The sequence below is a fragment of the Bordetella genomosp. 1 genome (assembly GCF_002261335.1).
GTDB lineage: Bacteria > Pseudomonadota > Gammaproteobacteria > Burkholderiales > Burkholderiaceae_B > Bordetella.
The window spans coordinates 616,123-636,263 of the sequence record NZ_NEVL01000003.1 but is presented as its reverse complement, the minus strand read 5'-3'; the positions used below and the strand labels follow the sequence as shown (position 1 = coordinate 636,263).

The 20,141-nt window shown below is 70.4% G+C and carries 16 protein-coding genes and 1 pseudogene; 8 read left to right on the top strand and 9 right to left on the bottom strand.

What is annotated here, in order from left to right; translation table 11 throughout:
• Nucleotides 1-263: 263 nt before the first annotated feature.
• Nucleotides 264-2,183 (bottom strand): MFS transporter, encoded by a 1,920-nt coding sequence (locus tag CEG14_RS11355; protein ID WP_094826465.1) that lies wholly within the window; start codon nt 2,181-2,183, stop codon nt 264-266.
• 254 nt (nt 2,184-2,437) lie between these two features.
• Here CEG14_RS11355 and CEG14_RS11350 point away from each other — a divergent pair, with 254 nt between their 5' ends.
• The 3 genes from CEG14_RS11350 (at nt 2,438) to CEG14_RS11340 (ending at nt 4,584) form a co-directional block, all read left to right on the top strand.
• Nucleotides 2,438-2,980 carry a sigma-70 family RNA polymerase sigma factor gene (locus tag CEG14_RS11350; RefSeq protein ID WP_094826464.1) on the top strand — a complete coding sequence of 181 codons (543 nt, stop codon included), beginning with the start codon at nt 2,438-2,440 and terminating at the stop codon, nt 2,978-2,980.
• Complete coding sequence (locus CEG14_RS11345) at nt 2,973-3,764, top strand: anti-sigma factor family protein (protein ID WP_255032238.1); 792 nt, start codon at nt 2,973-2,975, stop codon at nt 3,762-3,764. Before CEG14_RS11350 ends, CEG14_RS11345 begins: the two co-directional genes overlap by 8 nt.
• A gap of 91 nt (nt 3,765-3,855) precedes the next feature.
• Nucleotides 3,856-4,584, top strand: a complete 729-nt coding sequence (locus CEG14_RS11340) for a TerC family protein (protein ID WP_094826463.1) — start codon at nt 3,856-3,858, stop codon at nt 4,582-4,584.
• 165 nt (nt 4,585-4,749) lie between these two features.
• Here the strand turns inward: CEG14_RS11340 and CEG14_RS11335 are convergent, their stop codons facing one another.
• The 3 genes from CEG14_RS11335 to CEG14_RS11325 all read right to left on the bottom strand — a co-directional run bounded on the left by CEG14_RS11335 (nt 4,750) and on the right by CEG14_RS11325 (nt 7,207).
• Nucleotides 4,750-5,106, bottom strand: coding sequence for an Hpt domain-containing protein (locus CEG14_RS11335; RefSeq protein ID WP_094826462.1), 357 nt, complete (start codon nt 5,104-5,106; stop codon nt 4,750-4,752).
• A gap of 5 nt (nt 5,107-5,111) precedes the next feature.
• A complete protein-coding gene (locus CEG14_RS11330; RefSeq protein WP_094826461.1) occupies nt 5,112-5,735 on the bottom strand; it encodes a response regulator in 624 nt (207 codons plus the stop codon).
• Between the two features lie 272 nt (nt 5,736-6,007).
• Nucleotides 6,008-7,207, bottom strand: a complete 1,200-nt coding sequence (locus tag CEG14_RS11325; protein ID WP_094826460.1) for an EAL domain-containing response regulator — start codon at nt 7,205-7,207, stop codon at nt 6,008-6,010.
• Nucleotides 7,208-8,087: 880 nt separating this feature from the next.
• On the opposite strand from CEG14_RS11325, the pseudogene CEG14_RS26620 reads away from it, so the two are divergent.
• The 3 genes and pseudogenes from CEG14_RS26620 to CEG14_RS11315 all read left to right on the top strand — a co-directional run.
• Nucleotides 8,088-8,579: pseudogene (locus CEG14_RS26620) on the top strand (cysteine dioxygenase); the annotation flags it as partial.
• Nucleotides 8,580-8,678: 99 nt separating this feature from the next.
• Nucleotides 8,679-10,334 (top strand): rhodanese-like domain-containing protein, encoded by a 1,656-nt coding sequence (locus tag CEG14_RS11320; protein ID WP_256985783.1) that lies wholly within the window; start codon nt 8,679-8,681, stop codon nt 10,332-10,334.
• Between the two features lie 50 nt (nt 10,335-10,384).
• Nucleotides 10,385-11,266, top strand: coding sequence for a LysR family transcriptional regulator (locus tag CEG14_RS11315; protein ID WP_094826458.1), 882 nt, complete (start codon nt 10,385-10,387; stop codon nt 11,264-11,266).
• A 122-nt stretch (nt 11,267-11,388) separates the two neighbouring features.
• Here CEG14_RS11315 and lon read toward each other — a convergent pair whose 3' ends face one another.
• On the bottom strand, nt 11,389-13,785 hold the full coding sequence (gene lon / locus CEG14_RS11310; protein ID WP_094826457.1) for an endopeptidase La: 2,397 nt from the start codon (nt 13,783-13,785) through the stop codon (nt 11,389-11,391).
• Nucleotides 13,782-14,186: an Hsp20/alpha crystallin family protein gene (locus CEG14_RS11305; RefSeq protein ID WP_094826456.1), complete on the bottom strand. Its 405-nt coding sequence runs from the start codon at nt 14,184-14,186 to the stop codon at nt 13,782-13,784. Before CEG14_RS11305 ends, lon begins: the two co-directional genes overlap by 4 nt.
• 673 nt (nt 14,187-14,859) lie before the next feature.
• On the opposite strand from CEG14_RS11305, the gene CEG14_RS11300 reads away from it, so the two are divergent.
• Nucleotides 14,860-16,443, top strand: coding sequence for a TerC family protein (locus tag CEG14_RS11300; RefSeq protein WP_094826455.1), 1,584 nt, complete (start codon nt 14,860-14,862; stop codon nt 16,441-16,443).
• Between the two features lie 82 nt (nt 16,444-16,525).
• Here CEG14_RS11300 and CEG14_RS11295 read toward each other — a convergent pair whose 3' ends face one another.
• The 3 genes from CEG14_RS11295 to CEG14_RS11285 all read right to left on the bottom strand — a co-directional run bounded on the left by CEG14_RS11295 (nt 16,526) and on the right by CEG14_RS11285 (nt 19,075).
• Nucleotides 16,526-17,107: an amino acid synthesis family protein gene (locus tag CEG14_RS11295; RefSeq protein WP_094826454.1), complete on the bottom strand. Its 582-nt coding sequence runs from the start codon at nt 17,105-17,107 to the stop codon at nt 16,526-16,528.
• Nucleotides 17,108-17,135: 28 nt separating this feature from the next.
• The gene (locus tag CEG14_RS11290) at nt 17,136-18,101 is read right to left on the bottom strand and encodes a Bug family tripartite tricarboxylate transporter substrate binding protein (RefSeq protein ID WP_094826453.1); all 966 of its coding nucleotides are present in this window, start codon (nt 18,099-18,101) and stop codon (nt 17,136-17,138) included.
• Nucleotides 18,102-18,166: 65 nt separating this feature from the next.
• Nucleotides 18,167-19,075, bottom strand: coding sequence for an NAD(P)-dependent oxidoreductase (locus CEG14_RS11285; protein WP_094826452.1), 909 nt, complete (start codon nt 19,073-19,075; stop codon nt 18,167-18,169).
• Between the two features lie 150 nt (nt 19,076-19,225).
• Here CEG14_RS11285 and CEG14_RS11280 point away from each other — a divergent pair, with 150 nt between their 5' ends.
• Complete coding sequence (locus CEG14_RS11280; protein ID WP_094826451.1) at nt 19,226-20,134, top strand: LysR substrate-binding domain-containing protein; 909 nt, start codon at nt 19,226-19,228, stop codon at nt 20,132-20,134.
• Nucleotides 20,135-20,141: the final 7 nt, after the last annotated feature.

Below are 20,141 nucleotides of genomic sequence, written 5' to 3'. Positions count from 1 at the left end.
CGGGCAGCGGGTCCGGCCAAACTGACTTGCCATGCTGACGTGATCGGCCGGGCGGCGAGCGTGCCCGGCGGGGTGCGCGAAACGCAGCGACCCAGTTGCGGAATCATGCACGATGTTCACATATTCGACAATAGTCGCTTGAGATGTAATGGGTGCACGAACGCCGCATCGTGCGTACGGCGTGCGCTCCGCCGTTTTGACGACTTTCAGGTCGTTATAAAAGCGGGCCGGGCCGCGCGCGGCCCGACCTGCGCATTCGGCGTTCAGCGGGCGGGGGCCGCCGCAGGGCCGGGGTCCGCCTCATCGCGCGCACCCGCGCCGGCGGGCGGCGCCGGCCGCGCCTCGGCGAACGCCGGGGTGGCGTCGGTCATGGGCTGGGCGCCGGGGGGCGGCGCATCCGACAGCGGGCTGCCGCTGTGCGCGGGCGCGCTGCCGCCCTCGGCATCGGCCGGGATCGGCATGGCGTGCAGGCCCGCGTGCGGCGCGGCGGCCAGCGCGAGATAGCTGACGCCGTGCGTCACCTGCGGCGGCTGCGGGCCGGTGTGAAAGGCCTGCGCCGCGTCGAGCACCATCCGGTCGGCCAGGGTCATCCGGTCGTTCATGCGCAGGTACTGGATCCACGAACCGATCACGAACACCTCGCGCCACAGCCGCGGCTGCTCCAGGTCGCGGAACAGCTGCCACTGGTCGGCGCCATTGCGCAGGCGCATCAGGCGCAGCGGCCGCATCGCATCCACGAAGGGGCTCACGCGCTCCGGGTCGACCTGATACTCGATGGTGAGCAGCACCGCGCCGTGGCGCGGATCGAAGTCGGTGGGGGCGTTCGGCCGCGTCACGGGAAAGGCGGTGAGGTTGCGGCTGTCCACGTGGTCCGGCAGGCGCGAGCGGTACAGCAGCAGCACCGTGACGAGCAGCGTCACGCCGGCCGCGCCCATCGCGCCGCGCGCGCCCATGGTGCCGGCGAAATGGCCCCAGGCGAAGGAGCCCAGCGCCAGGCCGCCGAAGATCGCGGTCTGGTAGAGCGCCAGCGCGCGCGCCTTGACCCAGTCCGGCACCAGGAGCTGGACGGTGGTGTTGTAGGTGGCGAGCACCGCGATCCAGCAGGCGCCGCACAGCAGCAGCGCCACGAACACCAGCGGCAGCGCCTCGGTGAGGCCGAGCAGCATCAGGCACAGCGCGAACAGCAGCGCCGCGCCGCTGATCAACCGGCTCACGCCCACCCGGCGCTGCACGCGGCCGATCAGCACGCTGCCCGTGATGGCGCCGATCCCCAGCGCGCCGAGCATGTAGCCGTAGAGCGAGGCGCTGCCGGAGGGGTGGCCGTGCGCGAGCAGGGGCAGCAGGGCCCACAGCGCGCTGGCCGACAGGCCGAACACGAAGGAGCGCAGCATCACCAGCCGGGTCACGGTGGAGTACTCGGTGAAGCGCAGCGCGGCCTTGACGCCCTCCAGGATGCGCTCGGGCGGCAGCGTGCGGCGCGGCAGCTCGCGGCGCCAGCGCCAGATGGCCCAGATCAGGGCGGCATAGCAGACGCAGTTGAACAGGAACACCCAGGGCGCGCCGAGCGCACCCAGCATCACGCCGCCGAGCGCCGGGCCGAGCGCGCGCGCCACGTTGAAGTTCACGCTGTTGAGCAGCACGGCGCGGCCGACGAAGGCCTTGGGCACCTGTTCGCCCACCGCCGCCTGCCAGGCCGGCGTGACCAGCGCGCTGCCGATCGACACGATCAACGTGGCGACGATCAGCGTCACCGGGTGCAGCTGGCCCATGAAAGCCATGGTCGTGATGGTGAGCCCGATGAGCAGCTCCACGCTCATGCCCACCAGCATGATCTTGCGCCGGTCGTAATTGTCGGCCAGCACCCCGGTCATGATCGAGAGCAGCACCAGCGGCAGCGCCGCGGCCACCTGGATCATCGCCACCAGCACGGCACTGCTGTCGGGCGCATCGGTCACGACCCAGGCCGAGGCCACCGATTGCGCCCACACGCCGAAGTTGGCGAACAGGTTGGCGATCCAGATCATCCGGAACGCGGCATAGCGGAACGGGCCCAGCACGCCCGCGCGGTCGGGGCTGGCCGCGTCGTCGCTGGCGGCCCGGGCGCTGGCGGCCTCGTCCGGATCGGCGTCGGCGGGCGCCGCGTCGCGCGGCAGGTCGGTCGGGGAGGAGGGTGCTTGCAGCATGGAATCCGGGGAGCGACGGGGGACGCCATCAACCATCTCGCGCCCGGCGCACCCTGTCAAGCCGGCACGGAAACGTGGCGTCGTCTGAATTCTGACTGTGAATTAGGGGCTGTTTGGCGACAGATTGTGCGCGTAGGCCGTAACTTCGACGCAAGTTGCTAGCACGGGCAGGAAGAACTCAGCTAGAATTCAGAAAATTGTAAGAAAGCCGTTTGAAAGCGGATTAAAACCTTTGCCCAGGCGTCTACGACTATATGACCGCGCCCACCACCGAATTCTCCGTGTCCGCCCAGTTGCCCGCCCTGCGGGCCTATGCGCGCACGCTGACGCGCAATATCCATGACGCCGACGACCTGGTGCAGGAGTCGCTGGCGCGCGCCTACGAGCGCCGCCACACCTGGCGCGCCGAGGGCAACGGCAATCCGCGCGCCTGGCTGATGTCGATCCTGCACAACGTGTTCGTGAGCGAATGGCGGCGCGCCCGCACCGCGGCCGAACACGTCGAGGCCTGGAACGGCGACGAGGACGAGGCCGGCTCGGTGGCCGCGCCGCAGGAGCATCACGTGCGCCTGCAGCAGATCCGGCGCGCCTTCGAACAACTGCCGCTGGATCAGCGCGAGGCGCTCCACCTGGTCACGCTCGAAGGGCTGTCCTATCAGGAGGCCGCGCGCGTGCTGGACGTGCCGGTCGGCACCCTGATGTCGCGCCTGGGCCGGGCCCGGGCGGCATTGCGCGAATTCGAGGCCACCGGCCAGACGAGCCGGCGCCTGCGCGTCGTGGGAGGCACGGATGTCTGAGACTTTGCCCATCACCGATCTGGATCTCGACGCCTACGTCGACGATCAGCTCGACCCGCTGCGCCGGATCGAGGTGGAGGAGTTTCTTTCGCACAATCCCGAGCAGGCCATGCGCGTGATGGCAGACCTGCAGGTGCGCGACGCGCTGCGCTGCACGCTGCCGCCGCCGGCCGACACGCCGATGCGCTGCGAGCGCACCGCGCTCGACCTGCAGCAGGGCCTCGACCGGCTCGCCTGGGTCGAGCGGCTGCGCTACATCGCCGTCGCGGCCGTGCTGCTGGCGATCGGCTGGGCCGGCCACATGGCCTACGGCGCCTGGCACCCCGACATGCGCATGGCCGTGGCGCAGAACGTGCCCACCTTCGTCGAGGACGCGCTGATCGCGCACCGCACGGCGCAGATGCGCGCCAGCATGGCGTCGCAGCCGCGCGTCACCCATCTCGACGCCGACGAAATCCTGCGTGCCACGGGCATCCGCCTGCCGGCCCTGCCGCGCGACTGGCGGGTGCGTGACGTGCAGGTGTTCCCCTCGCGCAGCGGCCCGGGGGTGGAAGTGGCGCTCGAGGCCGGCGGCCTCGGCGTGCTCTCCATCTTCGCCGGACGCGCGACCGACGGCGAGGCCGACCAGGCGCCGGTGGTCTCGCGCGTCACCGAGGCCGGGGTGGCCGGCGTTGCCTACTGGCAGCAAGGCCGCTGGGCCTACGCCGTGACCACCGATCAGCCACAAACCGATCTCGCGCAGGTCGCCGGCCAGCTCTCGCTGGCGCTGGTGCAGCCGATGTAGCCAACCCGCCCGCAGCCCCTCGGGGCCGACACGCGCGCCGCCGGCGTGCCGGGTCTCTGTTTCCCTTTTTTCTGTTCACAGGAGTTTCCACGTGCTTGAGTTTTTGCAAACGCTCAGTTGGGCGGCCGTATTCCAGATCATCCTGATCGACATCCTGCTGGGCGGCGACAACGCGGTCGTGATCGCGCTGGCCTGCCGCAACCTCGAACCCAAACAGCGCATGAAGGGCATCCTGTGGGGTACCGCCGGCGCCATCGGCCTGCGCGTCCTGCTGATCGGCTTCGCGCTGACGCTGCTGACGATCCCGTTCCTGAAGGTCGTGGGCGCGCTGCTGCTGCTGTGGGTCGGCGTGAAGCTCCTGATCCCCGAGGGTGATGCGCACAGCAACATCAAGGGCGGCACCTCGGTGCTGGCGGCCGTGAAGACCATCATCGTGGCCGACTTCGTCATGAGCCTGGACAACGTGATCGCCATCGCCGGCGCCGCGCAGGGCGCCGACGAGGCCCATCAGCTGGGCCTGGTGATCTTCGGCCTGGTCGTGAGCGTGCCCATCATCATCTGGGGCAGCACCATCGTGCTCAAGCTGATCGACCGCTTCCCGATGGTCATCACCATCGGCGCCGCGCTGCTGGGCTGGATCGCCGGCGGCATGCTGGTCACCGACGTGGTCATCACCAACCGTTTCGGCGAAGTGCCGGGCATGGTGAAGATCGGCGCCGAAGTGCTGGGCGCGCTGCTGGTGGTGGGCTTGGGCCGCTTCTTCGCCGCCCGCAAGCTGGCGCGTGGCGCGGCCGCCGTGCCGGCTCGCGAAGGCGCGTAATCGCGGCAACGAGGGCCGGCGCGCGGCGGGGTATTGCCCCCCGGCGCGCGCCGGCCCGGTGTCGAAGGACGCGCCCGCCGCGCCTTCGTGCCACGGGTCCGGCAGGATTCGTTGTCCCCGCAACGGCTGGTGCATGGCGCACCGGCCGTTTTTCGTTGGGCGGCGCTAGCGCGGCGCGTCGAGCCAGCGCCCCAGCGCGCGCTCCAGCTCGCGGATGCGCCTGGCCAGGCGCCAGGCACCGCGCGCGGTATCGACGTCGAGGCCGTGCGCGGCGGCGCGGGTCTCGAGCGCGAGCGCGCTTTCGGCCACCGCCTGTGCGCCCACGATGTGGCTGCCGCCCAGGATGCGGTGGGCCAGGTCGGCCACCACGCGCGCGCGGCCGGCGCGATGCGCGGCCAGCAGCTCGGCCAGGTCCTGGGCGTTGGTCTGCACCAGCGCCGCGGCCAGCCGCCGCGCGAAGGCGGGATCGCCCTGGCTCAGGGCGTGGATCTGGTCGGGATCGAAGCAGGCGGGCGCGGGCATGCTGGTCAGACGAGCCGGGTGCGCTGCACGAAGTCGAGCAGTTCCACCAGCGACTGCGCGCCGAGCTTGCGGCACAGGCGGGTCTTGTAGGTGCTGATGGTCTTGTTGCTCAGGAACATGGCGTCGGCGATCTCCTTGTTGCTGCGCCCCACGGCGAGGTGCTTGAGCACGGCCAGCTCGCGGTTGGAGAGCTGCGCGAGCAGCGCCAGGTCGGACTCGGGCGCGCCGCCACGGGTGCGCGCGATCATGCTTTCGGGGAAGTAGCTGTAGCCGTTGATGAGCGCGTGCACCGCGTTGACCACGTCGGCCAGGCCGTCGCGCTTGGACACGAAACCGGCCGCGCCGGCGCCCAGGCTGCGGCGCGCGAACACCTCGGGCGCGTGGGCCGTGAGCACCAGCGTGCGGGGCGGACAGGGCAGGCCGCCCAGCCGCAGCACCACCTCGAGCCCGTCGAGCCGGGGCAGGTCGAGGTCTACGATGGCGATCTCGGGGGAGAGCTGGCGCGCCATGCGCACGCCTTCGATGCCGTTGCCGGCCTCGCCCACCACGGCCAGGCCGTCGCGCTCGAGCAGCATCCGGACGGCGAAGGTGGTGACGGGGTGGTCGTCGATGATCAGGACCGTGTGCATGCGTGGGGGCGACGTGGCGCAACGTGGGCCACGGCCGCAGCGCGGCGGCGCATGGCGTGGGGGGAGGCGGCGGCCGAGCGACGCGCGGCCGCATCCGGGCGCGGCGGCGCGGCGCGGGCGGCGGGCGCGACACTGCGGGAGCGCCAAAACCCGCGCACTTTAACGGGGGCGCGGGCGCGTGGCGAGAATTGTTAGGAAGGGGCTAACAGTCTGGGGAGGGGGCCGAAGGCGCGGGCGCGCCGGGCCGACCCGGCGCGCGCGGGCTCAGGTCCTCAGGTCCAGGCGGCCATCGGGTTGAACAGCCACGACTCGTAGTCGTTGCCGGACATCGGCCGCGCGTACCAGTAGCCCTGGCCCAGCGCGCAGCGCATGTCGAGCAGCGCGTGGCGCTGTTCGGCGGTCTCGATGCCCTCGGCCACCACGTCGATGCCCAGGCTCTCGGCCAGCGACAGGGTGGCGGCGATCACGCTTTCGCTGCGCGAGTCGCCCGGCAGGCGGCGCACGAAGGAGGCGTCGATCTTCAGCTGGTTGAAGGGCAGGTTGCAGAGCCGCTCCATCGAGGAGAAGCCGGTGCCGAAGTCGTCGATGGCCACGGTGCAGCCCAACAGGCGCAGGCGCACCAGCGTCTCGAGCGTGGTGGCCTGGGCGGCCAGCAGTCCGGTCTCGGTGACCTCGATCGTGAGCGCGGTCGCGGGCAGGGCGTGGCGCAGCAGGGCTTCCTCGAGCGTGGGCAGCAGCGTGGTGGAGGCCAGCTGGCTGGTCTCCACGTTGATCGCGAGGCTGGCCGGGCGGCCCTTCATGACGGCGCGCGCGGCCAGGGCCATGGCGGCTTCGCTCAACACCCAGGTGAGCCGGTCGAGCGCGTCGCTCTCCTTCACCTGGTTGAGGAAGACGCCGGGCCCCAGGATGCCGTGCTCGGGATGGTTCCAGCGCGCCAGCACCTCCGCGCCCGCGGGTTGCAGCGTGCGGATGTCGAACTTGGGCTGGAAATAGGGGATGAACTCGCCACGGTCCAGGCCCGTATTGATGTCCTGGGTGGTGGGGCAGAAGACGGGCGCGGCCGGGGTCTGGCCGACCGGGGCGGCGGCGTCCGACTCATAGCGGCGCAGCAGGGTCTCGAGGCGGGTCAGCTTGAGCGGCTTGCCCAGGTCGCCCAGGACCCGGATGCCGAACAGGCTCGCCATGTGCAGGACGGCGGCGGTGAGGTCGCTACTGACGTCGCTGCTGAGAATCACCGACTTCACCAGGCCGCGCTTGCTCGATTCGCGCAGGAAGGCGGTGCCGTCCATGCCGGGCAGCTTGATGTCGCAGATCACGATGTCGACCGGACCGTGCTCGGCCAGGCGCGCCAGCGCCTGTTCGCCTTCGGTCGCCTGCAGGATGCGGGAATGGCCCAGCGTTTCGAGGGCACGCACCATCACCAGCCGCTGAACGGGGTGGTCTTCGAGTACGAGAATGGCGGGCCGGTTCATGATTGGGCGTGGGATGCGAGCCGGTGGCCAGGGTGCGCGCGCAGCCAGACGGACGGCATGCGGGGGCGGGAATAATGATGGCCGGGGTTGCGACTATCCCGGGCAAACCGGCCCGGCGCGTCAATGTCGTGATTTATATCCGGTCGGGCGGGATTTTCCAAGCATACGAAAGCATGTGAGAAAGTCCGGCGGTGCAGCTTGCCCTGACATGGCGGCGGACAACAGGGGCCGGCCATAAGTTGAGCCATATTCAAATTGATCGCGATGGATTTCATGTCGCGGCGTAGGGGCGGGGGCGGCGCTTCAGGCCGGCAGCACGGCCGCCCAGGGGCGGACAGCGGCGACGGGCCGAACGGATAGGCAGCCGGAAACCGCCTGCCGCGCGGGCAGGAAACCGGCCGGGCGGCGCAACGCATACCTTCTCACTACGCTTTCCTCGCAACTACTCATGGCAGAAGGCGGCCGGAATCCGGGCCTTCCGGGTCTACGATCCGCGCCGCAATCTGCCATGCCCATGGCAAAGAGCGCGGCTCGGGCCTCTCAGGGGACACATTGCCGACCTGAAGACGCATGACTGGTTTACGGCCGGCGAAGCCGGTTCTTAAGCCTGTCAGGCGCGGTGGGCGGCTCAGCAATCGCAACGGGACCGGCGGGTCATAACATATCCTTATGAGATTTATCGATCGGCCGGTACGACGTTTTATGGTGAGGGTTTGGCATACTCTCTCTCACCGGTCAGGGCTGCTCCCGTCGGAATATAACGGTGGATGCCACCCCATTAAATGCGTGAATAACGGCCATTTTTACCGGGGTCATTGATTTGATTTTGTTGAATGTGCCCGAATGGAGCACTTTTCAGACCGAATTCTGATTGCCAGACATGCCACAAAACCTCTCTGAAACCATCAGTGCACACCCCGAGCGGCTGCGCGACTTCATCTCAGACCTGTCAGACCTGCTCGGCCGCGAGCGGCACTGGGAGCAGGCCCTGCCTCAGGCAGGCGCCCTGTTGCGCGACCTGGTGCGCCACGACGACTGGCTGCCGCCGGAGTACGCCCAGCCGCAGCCCGACCGCTACGCCCAGTACCTGCTGTACGCGGATCCGGGCGGGCGCTTTTCGGTGGTGAGCTTCGTCTGGGGGCCGGGCCAGTCCACGCCGATACATGACCATACGGTATGGGGCCTGATCGGCATGTTGCGCGGGGCCGAGCTGTCGCAGCGCTATGCGCGTGACGCGTCGGGGCGCTGGCTGCCCGAGGGCGCGCAGGAGCGGCTCGCGCCCGGCCAGGTGGAGGCGGTGTGGCCGCCCACGCACGACGTGCACCGGGTCAGCAACGCCTACGCCGACCAGGCCTCGATCAGCATCCACGTCTATGGCGGCGAGATCGGCAGCATCCGTCGCTCGGTCTACACCGAGGCGGGCGAGGTCAAGCCGTTCATCTCCGGCTACACGCCCGTGCCGCTACCCAATCTGTGGGGCGCGGCCCAGCCCGGGGCCTTCCCGCATCGATCCACGCAGGCCGTGCGCGCCGACCTGATCGCCGGCCGTGAGGTGGCGCTGCTCGACGTGCGTGAAGAGGCGCCGTTCGCCGTGTCGCACCCGCTGTTCGCCGCCAACCTGCCGTGGTCGCAGATCGAATTGCAGGCCTGGCGCCGCATTCCGCGGCGGGACACCCAGATCGTGGTCTACGACAACGGCGAGGGGCTGGCGCGGCGCGCCGCCGAGCGGCTGCGCGCGCTCGGCTATACCGACCTGAACCTGCTGTCCGGCGGGCTGGCCGGGTGGGAGGCGAGCGGGGGCGAGCTGTTCTGTGACGTGAACGTGCCCAGCAAGTCCTTCGGCGAACTGGTCGAGGCGCAGCGCCACACCCCTTCGCTGGCTGCGCCCGAGGTGCACGCGCTGCTCGAGCAGGGCGCCGACGTGGTGGTGGTCGACGCGCGCCGCTTCGACGAGTACCACACCATGAACATCCCGGGCAGCACCAGCGTGCCGGGCGCCGAGCTGGTGCTGCGGGTGCGCGAGCTGGCCCCGGATCCGGCCACCACCGTGATCGTCAATTGCGCCGGCCGCACGCGCAGCATCATCGGCACGCAGTCGCTGGTGAACGCGGGCCTGCCCAATCCGGTCTACGCGCTGCGCAACGGCACCATCGGCTGGACCCTCGCCGGGCTCACGCTGGAACACGGCCAGTCGCGCCGCCATCCGCAGGCGGTCGCCGACGCGAACCGCGACGCGGCGCTGGCGCGCGCCCGCGCGGTGGCGGACCGGGCCGGGGTGGGCCGGGTGGGCTGGGACGGCATCGCCGCGCTGCGGGCGCCGGGCCGCAGCCTCTATCTATTGGATGTGCGCCAGCCCGAGCCGTATGAGGCCGGCCATCTGCCGGGCTTTGCCAACGCGCCGGGCGGGCAGCTGGTGCAGGAAACGGATCACGTGGTGCCGGTGCGCGGCGCGCGCATCGTGCTGAGCGACGGCATCGACGCCGAGGCCGGGGTGCGCGCCGACATGACCGCCTCCTGGCTGGCGCAGATGGGCTGGGATGTGCATGTGCTGGACGCGGCCGACGCAGCGCGCGCCGTGCAGGCCGGCCTGATGCTGGAGCGCGGCGCGCGCGCCGCGGCGCTGCCGCCGCTGCCCGAGGGCGCGGCTCAGGCCGGCGTGACGCCGGCGCAGTTGCAGGCCTGGCTGGCCGCGCCCGGCACGCGCCTGATCGACCTGTCGCCGAGCCAGGCGTATCGGCGCGGCCACATCGCGCAGGCGGCGTTCGCCCTGCGCGCCGGGTTCGACCGGATCGCGCCGGGGCTGGCGGGTGCCACGCGCATCGTGCTGAGCTCGCCCGATGGCCGGCTCGCCGGCTATGCCTGGGCGGACCTGCGCGCGGCGCTGGCGCGCCATGCCGTGGACGTGCCGGTGCACGTGCTCGAAGGCGGCAACGCCGCCTGGCAGGCGGCCGGATTCGCGCTGGCCGCCGAGCCGCAGGAATGGCTCTCGCCCGACGACGACCGCTATCGCCGGCCCTACGAGGGCACCGACAATCCGGTCGCCGCGATGCAGGGCTATCTCGATTGGGAGTACGGCCTGGTGGACCAGCTTGCCCGCGACGCCACCCATGGCTTTCGGGTGATCTGAGGCCGCGGCGGGCATAATCGCGGCGTTTCATCCTTGCCGGACCGGCCCTCATGGACCAACTGGAACTGCTGCGTCTCTTCCTCGCCATCGCCGACCAGGGCAGCCTGTCGGCGGTGGCGCGCAGCCGCGCCATCTCGCCCTCGACCGTCTCGCTGGCGCTGCAAAAGCTGGAGGCCCGGGTCGGCGCGCCGCTCGTGACCCGCACGACGCGCAGGCTGTCGCTCACGGCCGACGGCGAACGCTTTGCCGCCGACTGCCGCCGCATCCTGGGCGAGCTCGACGAGGTGCTCGACGGCGTTGCCAGCGACGGCCCGCTGACCGGCCAGCTGCGCGTGACCTGCACCAACGACTTCGGCCGCCAGCGCCTCGCGCCCCTGGTCGACACCTTCATGCGCCTGCATCCGGGCCTGCGGGTGGAGCTCTGGCTGAGCGACAGCATCATCGACCTGGTGGAGGAGGGGCTGGACCTCGGCATCCGCACCGGCCCGCTGCGCGACTCGCGCCTGACCGCGCGGCTGCTGGTGCGCGGGCGTCACTGCGTGGTGGCCTCGCCGGCCTACTGGGCGCGCGCCGGCCGGCCGGCGCATCCGCGCGACCTGCAGCAGCACAACTGCCTGGTGCTCGCGCGGCCCGGGGCGCTGCTGAGCAACTGGCGTTTCCTCGAGGCCGGCCAGACCTTCACGGTCAAGGTCGATGGCGACCGCCGCACCACCGATGGCGGCATGCTGCGCGCCTGGGCCGTGGCCGGCGCCGGGGTCGTGATGAAATCGAGCTGGGACGCGCACGAAGACCTGCAGGCGGGCCGGCTCGAGCCGGTACTCGACGACTTCGGCGTGACCGACATGAATCTCTACGCGGTCTATCCCGCCGGCCGGCAGGCGCCGCGCCGCACCCGCGCGTTCGTGGATTTCCTGGCCGACGCGCTGGCCTGAACACACGCCATCCCCCGACGTGACACCGGCCCGGCTGCGCGATGCAGCCGGGCCGGTGTCGTGGCGCCAGGCGCGTCGGCAGGCGCGTCGGCGCGGCCGGGTCTGCCGGAGGCGCGGCCGCGTCAGCCGGCGGCCGGGCCGCGGGCCTCGGCCGGTTCGGGCTGGAGGGCGGCGGCGGGCGTGGCCGCCGCCGCTGCGACCGCCTCGCAGTCGCCGTCGAGCGCGCAGCGCAGCGCGTCCTCCACGCGGTCGAGCAGCACGAAGCGCAGCTTGGCGCGCGCCTCGGCCGGCACGTCGTCGAGGTCCTTGGCGTTACGGCGCGGCAGCATCACGGTGGTGATGCCGGCGCGCAGCGCCGCCAGGGTCTTCTCCTTGACGCCGCCGATGGGCAGTACCAGGCCACGCAGGCTGACCTCGCCGGTCATGGCCACGTTGGCGCTCACCGGCTTGTCGGACAGCAACGAGGCCAGCGCCACGAACATGGCCACGCCCGCGCTGGGCCCGTCCTTGGGCGTGGCGCCCGCCGGCACGTGGATGTGGACGTCGATCTTGTCCATCGCGTCGCGGCTCCAGGTCTTGGCCAGCGTGAGGGCGGCCTGGGCCGACTCCTTCATCACGTCGCCCAGCTGGCCGGTCAGGATCAGCCGTCCGCTGCCCGGCGTCTTGCTGGCCTCGATGAACAGGATGTCGCCGCCCACCGGCGTCCAGGCCAGGCCGGTGGCCACGCCCGGTACCGCCGTGCGCAGCGCGACCTCGTTCTCGAAGCGCTGCGGGCCGAGGATCGCGGGCAGGTCGGCCGCGTCGATGTGGACGTGCTCGGCCTTGCCCTCGGCGATCTCGACGGCCGCGTGGCGCAGCACCGCGCCCAGCTCGCGTTCGAGGCTGCGCACGCCCGCCTCGCGGGTGTAGTCGCCCACGATGCCGGCCAGCGCCGCGTCGCTGAGGTCGGCCTGCGCCGGCGTGAGGCCGTTGGCCTCGAGCTGGCGCGCCACCAGGTAGCGCCGCGCGATCTGGATCTTCTCTTCCTCGGTGTAGCCCGGCAGCTGGATGATCTCCATGCGGTCGCGCAACGGCCCCGGGATGGTGTCCAGCGCGTTGGCCGTGCAGATGAACATCACCTGCGACAGGTCGTAGTCGACCCCGAGGTAGTTGTCGCGGAACTTGTGGTTCTGCTCCGGGTCCAGCACCTCGAGCAGCGCGCTGCCCGGATCGCCATGGAAGCCGCCGGCGCCGAGCTTGTCGATCTCGTCGAGCATCAGCACCACGTTGCGGGTGCCGGCGCGCCGCATCGCCTGCATGATGTTGCCGGGCAGGGCGCCGAGATAGGTGCGGCGGTGGCCGCGGATCTCGGCCTCGTCGTGCACGCCGCCCAGCGCCACGCGCTGGAACTCGCGGCCGGTTGCGCGCGCAATCGATTGCCCGAGCGAGGTCTTGCCCACCCCGGGCGGGCCGGCAAAGCACAGGATGGGGCTGCGGCCCGCGGGATTGAGCTTGCGCACCGCCAGATACTCGACGATGCGGCGCTTGATCTTGTCCAGGCCGAAGTGATCGTCGTCGAGCACGTTGCGCGCCTCGGTCAGGTCGATGGCGTTCTGCGGCGCCGGTTTCCAGGGCACCTCGGTGAGCCATTCCAGGTAGGTGCGCAGCATCGCGTATTCGGCGCTGCTGTCGCCCATGCGCTGCAGGCGGCCGAGCTCCTTGCGCGCATGGCGCAGGATGTCCTCGGGCATGCCGGCCTGGTCGATGGCTTCCTTCAGCTGCTCGAGCTCGGCGGCGTTGTCGTCGTTTTCGCCCAGCTCCTTCTGGATCTGGCGCAGCTGCTCGCGCAGCACGGTCTCGCGCTGGCGTTCGTCGAACTGCGCCCGCGTGCGTTCGCCGATCTCCTTGGACAGGCGCAGCACTTCGATGCGCGCGCCCAGCAGGCCGATGACCTTGTCGAGGCGGCGCGCCAGGTCGAAGGTCTCGAGGATGTCCTGCTTTTCCTCCGACTTGATGTCCACCAGATTGGTGACCATGTCGGCGAGCAGGCCGGGCGACTCGATGCCCTGGACCACGGCGACCAGTTCGTCGGGCACGTTGGGCAGCAGCGCGATCGCGTCGATCGCCTGGCGCTTGAGCTGCAGGAAGCGCGCCTCGACCTCATTGTCGCTGGCGGCGGGCGCCTCGATCAGCGCGACGCGCGCCACCAGGAAGGGCCAGCCTTCGAGGAACTCGAGCACGCGAAAGCGCGACTGGCCCTGCACCAGCAGATGGTGCGCGCCGTCCTGCCCGGTGATGTAGCGGGCGATCTGGCCTTCGGTTCCGACCCAGCACAGGTCTTCCGGCACGACCACGTCTTTCTTCGGGTCGCGCTGCAGCAGGAAGCCTACCGGGCGTTCGGCCTTGACGGCCTCCTGCGCGGCGGCGACGGAGATGTCGCGGCTTACGGTGACCGGCGACAGCACGCCGGGGAAAAGCACGGCGTCGCGCAGCGGGATGATGATGCGGGCGTCGTCGGGCAGGGTGCGCAGGTCCGTCATGGAGCCTCCCTCAGTTTGTTCAGCGTCAGTATCAGGCAGCCGTTTTCCAGCCGCGGCGTGAGCGGTTCGAGCGCATGCAGCGAGAGCCGGATGCGGCGCGCGAAGCGCCCATACGGGATCTCGAGTCGATGAATGCGTGAACGGTACGCCGCCGGGAACGGCCGCAGGCCCGATATGGCGATCCCGTCGGGATCGAAGCGCACGACGACGTCGTCGGGCCCCACCCCCGGCACGGCCAGCACGACCGTGATGTCGGTATCGGTTTCGATGATGTCGACCGGCGGCTCCCAGCAGGGAGGCTGCGCGGTGCTGCGCAGCAGGTGCTGTTGCATCCGCTCCGCATGCTGGAGCAGCGCCAGCGCGTCGCCCCAGACCCAGGAAGAAAAATCGCGCGATCTCATGAACTCGCCCTCTTGACCATGGATGGTAAGTGGTGGTGCGGGCACCGATTTCAAGCGGTGGCGGGCAGCGGCGCCGGGACGCGCCCGTCGGTCCAGCGTAAGAGCTTTGCCGGGCCGCGACAACCGGCCGCGTGGCGCCGGACGCGCCGCCGCAAGTCGGGTGCCCGGCGCGCTTGCGCGGTCCCCGATTTCGGGTATTATTCAGAGTCCTGTAAGAAAGAGAGTATTGCGGGCATCTGTCACTTCTGGCCCGGACATCGCGTCCGGCGCAAGACAGGCCCGGCGACACGCCACCTCACGGCAGCGCGTGTCTCCGGCCAGGGAACGATTGGCTATCATCGAACGATGGCCCTCTGTCCCGGCGCGCTGCGGCGCGCGGTCCTGCCCCCTGACGGTGAACCGCTTTTATGCACGACGAGCCTCCTAGTAGGGTCGGCGCCGTGATCGCCACGCCGCCGGCCGCCATCTCCACCGACCTGCGCGCGGCCCGCTCCGCGCCGCCGACGCTCGCTGTCGGCACGTCCCTCGCATTCCCTGCGTGCGCCGGCGCCCCGCGCCTGTTTCGCCGCATCCGGGCGTCCCGCCCCGCATCCCCCTGTTTCCGCATCCGCGCCGCGCGCGTGCCCCTGGCTCGCGCGCGCGCTTTCCGTTTTCTTGTTCCTGAGGACCTCAGATGATTTTTGACTGGATGGCCGATCCCACCGCGTGGTTGGGCCTGGCGACACTGATCGTGCTTGAGATCGTGCTGGGCATCGACAACCTGGTGTTCATCGCGATTCTGGCCGACAAGCTGCCGCCGCATCAGCGCAACCAGGCCCGCCTGGTCGGCCTGTCGCTGGCGCTCATCATGCGACTGGGCCTGCTGGCCAGCATCGCCTGGGTGGTCACGCTCACCGCGCCCCTGTTCACGGTGTTCGGCGCCGAGATCTCCGGCCGCGACCTGATCCTGATCCTGGGCGGTCTGTTCCTGCTGTTCAAGGGCACGATGGAGCTGCACGAACGCGTCGAGGGCCGCGCCCATGGCGCCGGCGGCAAGCGCACCCAGCACGCCGTGTTCTGGCAGGTGATCCTGCAGATCGTGGTGCTCGACGCGGTGTTCTCGCTCGACTCCGTGATCACGGCCGTGGGCATGGTGCAGGAGCTCAGCATCATGATGACCGCCGTGGTGATCGCCATGGTGGTGATGATGCTGGCCAGCCGCCCGCTGATGTCGTTCGTGGGCCGCCACCCGACCGTGGTCATCCTGTGTCTGGGCCTGCTGCTGATGATCGGCTTCAGCCTGGTGGCCGAAGGCCTGGGCTTCGACATTCCGAAGGGCTACCTGTATGCCGCGATCGGCTTCTCGATCCTGATCGAGCTGTTCAACCAGCTGGCGCGCCGCAACACCACGCCCGACGTGCACGGCCTGGGCCGCCGCGAGCGCACCGCGCGCGCCGTGCTGCGCCTGCTGCGTGCCGACCGCCACGAGGGCGACGCCCACGGCGCGGCCGACGCCTCGCACGGCCACGACGGCGACGAGGACGAGCCCGCCTTCGCACCGGAAGAGAGCACCATGATCGAGCGCGTGCTGTCGATGGGCAATCGCGACATCCGCGCCATCATGGTCCCGCGCGGCGAGATGGTATGGCTCGACGTGAAAGACCCGGCCGAGGTGGTGCTGGAGAAGTTCGCGCGCGGCCACTCGCGCCTGCCGCTGTGCGAAGGCGATCCGTCCAACGTGATCGGCGTGCTGCATTTCAAGGACGTGATGGAGCCGCTGCGCGTGCCGGGTCCGGTGGACCTGATCGAGCTGTCGCACGAGCCGCATTACGTGGCCGAGACCATGCCGGTGCTCAAGCTGGTCGACGCCATGCGCGAGTCGCGCGAACACCTGCTGATCGTGGTCGACGAGCATGGCGTGTGCGAGGGCCTGGTCACGCCGATGGACCTGCTGACCGCGGTGGCCGGCGATCTGCCCGACCATGGTGACGAGGGCGCGGCGGGCGCGGCCCACATGGCCGACGGCGCGTGGCTGTTCGACGGCCGTCTCGAGATCACCGAGGTGGCGCGCATCCTCGACGCGCCGCAGCTGGCGAGCGACTATCCCGACGACGCCACGCTGGCGGGCTGCCTGCTGCGGGCCTCGGGCACGCTGCCGCCGGTGGGCGCGGTGGTGCCGTGGCGCGACTGGCGCTTCGAGGTCATGCGCCTGGACGGCCGCCGCATCGCGCAGGTGCGCGCCGTGCGCATGGTGCCGCAGGCGCTCGAGGCATCGTGAGGCGATGAAAGGCAACGGCGGCCCCCGAGGGCCGCCGTGTCGCCAAGCCGAAGGCGGCCCGCACGGGCCGCTTTTTTCATGGTCAGCGCTGGCCGTCGTGCACCTTGACCGCTTCCTTGGTGAGCCCGCCCAGGCGCGAATGCACGCGCCCGCCGGTGCCCATCACCAGCGCAAACAGGATCTCGCGCGGGCGCGGCGCATCCTGGATGCCGATCTCGATGCTGTTGAAGTGGCTGCGCACGTACGAGGCGTGGATGTAGTGCACCGGCACCATCACGCGGTAGCCCGCGCTGGCCACGGCCTTGACCGCCGGCACCATGGCCTTGGGCTCGCCCAGCGCGCTGCGCATGGCCCAGCCGCCGGCCTCGTGCCAGACGGCGCCGTGTTCCATCTCGCCGTCGATGCCGACGATGGCGGCCTTGCTGTAGACCTCCACGCGGTCCTTGCCGCCGAGCGTGTCGACCAGCTCGGTGGCCAGCTCGGTGCCGAGCGTGCGCAGCTCGGCCATGAAGGGCATCAGGTCGGGCTCGTAGCGGCCCGCGTAGGGATTGCGGATCACCGCGCAGGCGGCCGCCAGCACCAGCGGCTGGTCGGGCGCGGGGCCATTCTCGTGATAGGTGGTTTCCTTGAGCAGGGCGCGCTTGCGGATTTCGATCAATGACATGCGGACTTCCTTGTCGAAGACGGTCGGGTTATTGCGGCGGAATGCCGGTTTCCTTGACGATGGCGGCCCACTTGTCGATCTCGCTCGACACGTAGGCGCCGAATTGGGCCGGGCCCTGCTTCATCGGCGAGAGGCCCTGGCGGGCATAGGTGTCCTTGAGCTCGTCGCGGGCCAGCGCCTGCTGCAGCGACTGCGACAGGCGGGCGGTGATGTCGGCCGGCAGCTGGGCCGGGCCCATCAGCCCGAACCACACGGTCAAATCGAAGCCGGGCGCGCCGGTCTCGTTGAGCGTGGGCACGTCGGGCGTGAGGGCAAAGCGCTCGGGCGTGGTCACGCCGTACACCTTGACCTTGCCGGCGCGCGCCTGCTGCAGGCCGTTGGCCAGGTCGGTGAAGGTGAGGTCGACGGTGCCGCCGATCACGTCGGTGAGTGCCTGCGGGCCGCCGCGATAGGGCACCGGCGTGACGCTGATGTCGCCCATGCTCGCGAGCTTGGCGCCGAAGACCTGGGCGCTGCCCGAGCCGTAGGCATAGGTCAGCTTGCCGGGATTCTTTTTGCCGTAGGCGTAGAGATCGGCCACGGTCTTGCCCGGCATCTTGTGCGAGCCGACCAGCAGATAGGGCGTTTCCGCGATCGCGCCGATCGGCGTGAGATCGCGCGCCGGATGGTAGGGCAGGTCCTTGAAGAGGCTCACGCCGCTGGCGGCGGTGGACACGCCCACGATCACGAGCGTGTAGCCGTCGGGCTTGGCGCGCGCCACGTCGTGGGTGCCGATGATGCCGTTGGCCCCGGGCTTGTTCTCCACCACGATGGGCTGGCCCAGGTCGGTGGCCATGTCCTTGGCCAGCGCGCGCGCCACCACGTCGGTGATGCTGCCCGGCGGGAACGGCACCACCAGGCGGATCGGATGGTCGGGGTAGGCAGCCAGTGCGCTGCCGGTGGCCAGCACGCAGGCGGCCGCTGCCAGGCCGAGCTGGCGGAAAAGGGTGGGCATGGGTTGTCTCCTGTTATTGGATGTCGGCGGCCCGGTCGTGCGGGTCCGTCCGTCCTGCGGGGGGCTCAGGCCGCGACGGCGTCGGCGGCCCGGTCGCGCAGGTAGCGATAGATCTCGGTGTTGTCCGCGGTGGCGGGCAGCTGTTCGCGCGCCTCGCGCCACAGGCGCGTGCACAGCGCGAGCTGCTCGGCCTGCACGCCGGTGAGGTCCTGCAGGCTGTCGGCGGTGCCCAGGTCCTTGGCCATCAGCGCCAGCGCGAAGCCGCCGTTGAAGGTGCCCGGCACGATGAACTGGCGCAGCTTGGTCTCGGTGGCCACGTTGCGGCCGCTCGACGCGTTGAGCACCTCGGTGAAGATGCCGAGGTCGAGCTTCATGCGGTCGGCGATCAGCAGCGCCTCGGAGGCGGCGAGCAGGCCGGCCGCATACACATAGTTGTTGAGCGCCTTCATGGCATGGGCCGAGGCGACCGCGCCCGTATGGATGACCGTGGTGCCCATGTGGGCCAGCACCGGCCGCACGCGGTCGAGGTCGGACGGCTCGGCGCCGACCATGATGGCCAGCGTGCCGGTCGCGGCCTTGGCCACCGCGCCGGACACCGGCGCGTCGATCAGCACGATGCCGCGCTCGGCCAGGGCGGCCGCCAGCACGCCGGTGTCGGCGGGATTGGACGAGCCCATGTCGATCACGGTGCTGCCGCGCGCCAGCAGGCCCGCCAGGCCGCCGGGTCCCGCGACCACCTCGTTGGTGATGGTGCTGTTGGGCAGCATGGTGATGACCAGTTCGCGGTCGGCCAGTTCGGCCAGCGTTGCGGCGCGGCGCAGGCTGCGCTGCCAGGCGGGGTGGCGCTGCAGGCGCTCGAACGGCGCCTCGGCGCGGTCGAAGGCCACGATGTCGATGCCCTCGGCGCGGGCCAGGTTCTCCAGCATCGGCAGGCCCATCATGCCCAGGCCGACGAATCCCAATTTCAGTGTCATGCAGGTCCCTTATCGAACGATCCGGATTTCCGGGCGATGCGTGCCACCGCCCATGCGGGAATCCTACCGAAGGCCGAAAATCCAGGCTTATGCCCAGTTGGCCAGGGGGTATAACATTCGATTATTGGATCAGCCGTAAAGGAGCCGGGCGTGCGCTTCAAGTTGCGTCAGATGGAGGTGTTTCGCGCGGTCATGCTGACCGGCTCGATGAACGGGGCGGCCAAGCTGCTGTTCGTGTCGCAGCCGGCGGTGAGCCGCCTCATCGCCCACACCGAACAAGCGTTGGGCCTGCAACTGTTCGCGCGCGACCGCGGCAAGCTCACGCCCACCGCCGAGGCGCTGCGGCTGTTCGAGGAGGTCGGCCCGCTGTTCGACGAGGCCTTGCGCATCGACGAGCTCGCGCGCGACCTCGCGCGCCAGCCGGAAGGAGCGCTCACGCTGTGCTCGAGCCCGAGCCTCGCGCTCAACTTCGTGCCGCCGGTGATCGCGCGCTTCCTGGCGCAGTCTCCGAACGTGCGCCTCAAGTACCACACGACCCTGCTCGCCGACATGGCGCACGAGCTGCTGGGCCGCAAGGCCGAACTGGCGGTGTCGGTGCTGCCGATCGACCATCCCAATCTGGTGGTCGAGCCCTTCGCCACGGGGCAGATGGTGTGCATCATGCCCACCGGCCACGCGCTCACCGCGCGGCGCGCGGTCGGCCTGGCCGAGCTCGCGGCCTATCCGCTGGTGCTCTACAGCCGCAACATTCCGTTCGGCCAACTGGTGGCGGCGGCGTTCCAGCGCGCCGACGTGAGCTGGCACGCCACGGTCGACATCGTGCGCGCCGAGCTTGCCTGCGCGCTGGTGCGGGCCGGCGTGGGCGTGGCGATCGTCGACGAGTTTTCGGTGCAGCAGGCCGGCTGGCCCGGCATCGAGGTGCGGCCGCTGGAGGAAGCGATTCCGCTGCAGCTCAGCCTGGTGCGCTCGGGCTTCGAGCGCCCGAGCCGGCATGCGCAGCGCTTCATGCGACTCTTGAAGGATTATGCGCGGGCGCGCGAGGGCGGCGCGCCCGCCTGAGGGCGCG

Excerpts from the sequence above, each read along its gene's own strand:
- CEG14_RS11355 (WP_094826465.1), bottom strand. The coding sequence starts at position 2,183 with ATGCTGCAAGCACCCTCCTCCCCGACCGACCTGCCGCGCGACGCGGCG.
- CEG14_RS11350 (WP_094826464.1), top strand. The coding sequence starts at position 2,438 with ATGACCGCGCCCACCACCGAATTCTCCGTGTCCGCCCAGTTGCCCGCC.
- CEG14_RS11345 (WP_255032238.1), top strand. The coding sequence starts at position 2,973 with ATGTCTGAGACTTTGCCCATCACCGATCTGGATCTCGACGCCTACGTC.
- CEG14_RS11335 (WP_094826462.1), bottom strand. The coding sequence starts at position 5,106 with ATGCCCGCGCCCGCCTGCTTCGATCCCGACCAGATCCACGCCCTGAGC.
- CEG14_RS11330 (WP_094826461.1), bottom strand. The coding sequence starts at position 5,735 with ATGCACACGGTCCTGATCATCGACGACCACCCCGTCACCACCTTCGCC.
- CEG14_RS11325 (WP_094826460.1), bottom strand. The coding sequence starts at position 7,207 with ATGAACCGGCCCGCCATTCTCGTACTCGAAGACCACCCCGTTCAGCGG.
- CEG14_RS11315 (WP_094826458.1), top strand. The coding sequence starts at position 10,385 with ATGGACCAACTGGAACTGCTGCGTCTCTTCCTCGCCATCGCCGACCAG.
- lon (WP_094826457.1), bottom strand. The coding sequence starts at position 13,785 with ATGACGGACCTGCGCACCCTGCCCGACGACGCCCGCATCATCATCCCG.
- CEG14_RS11305 (WP_094826456.1), bottom strand. The coding sequence starts at position 14,186 with ATGAGATCGCGCGATTTTTCTTCCTGGGTCTGGGGCGACGCGCTGGCG.
- CEG14_RS11300 (WP_094826455.1), top strand. The coding sequence starts at position 14,860 with ATGATTTTTGACTGGATGGCCGATCCCACCGCGTGGTTGGGCCTGGCG.
- CEG14_RS11295 (WP_094826454.1), bottom strand. The coding sequence starts at position 17,107 with ATGTCATTGATCGAAATCCGCAAGCGCGCCCTGCTCAAGGAAACCACC.
- CEG14_RS11290 (WP_094826453.1), bottom strand. The coding sequence starts at position 18,101 with ATGCCCACCCTTTTCCGCCAGCTCGGCCTGGCAGCGGCCGCCTGCGTG.
- CEG14_RS11285 (WP_094826452.1), bottom strand. The coding sequence starts at position 19,075 with ATGACACTGAAATTGGGATTCGTCGGCCTGGGCATGATGGGCCTGCCG.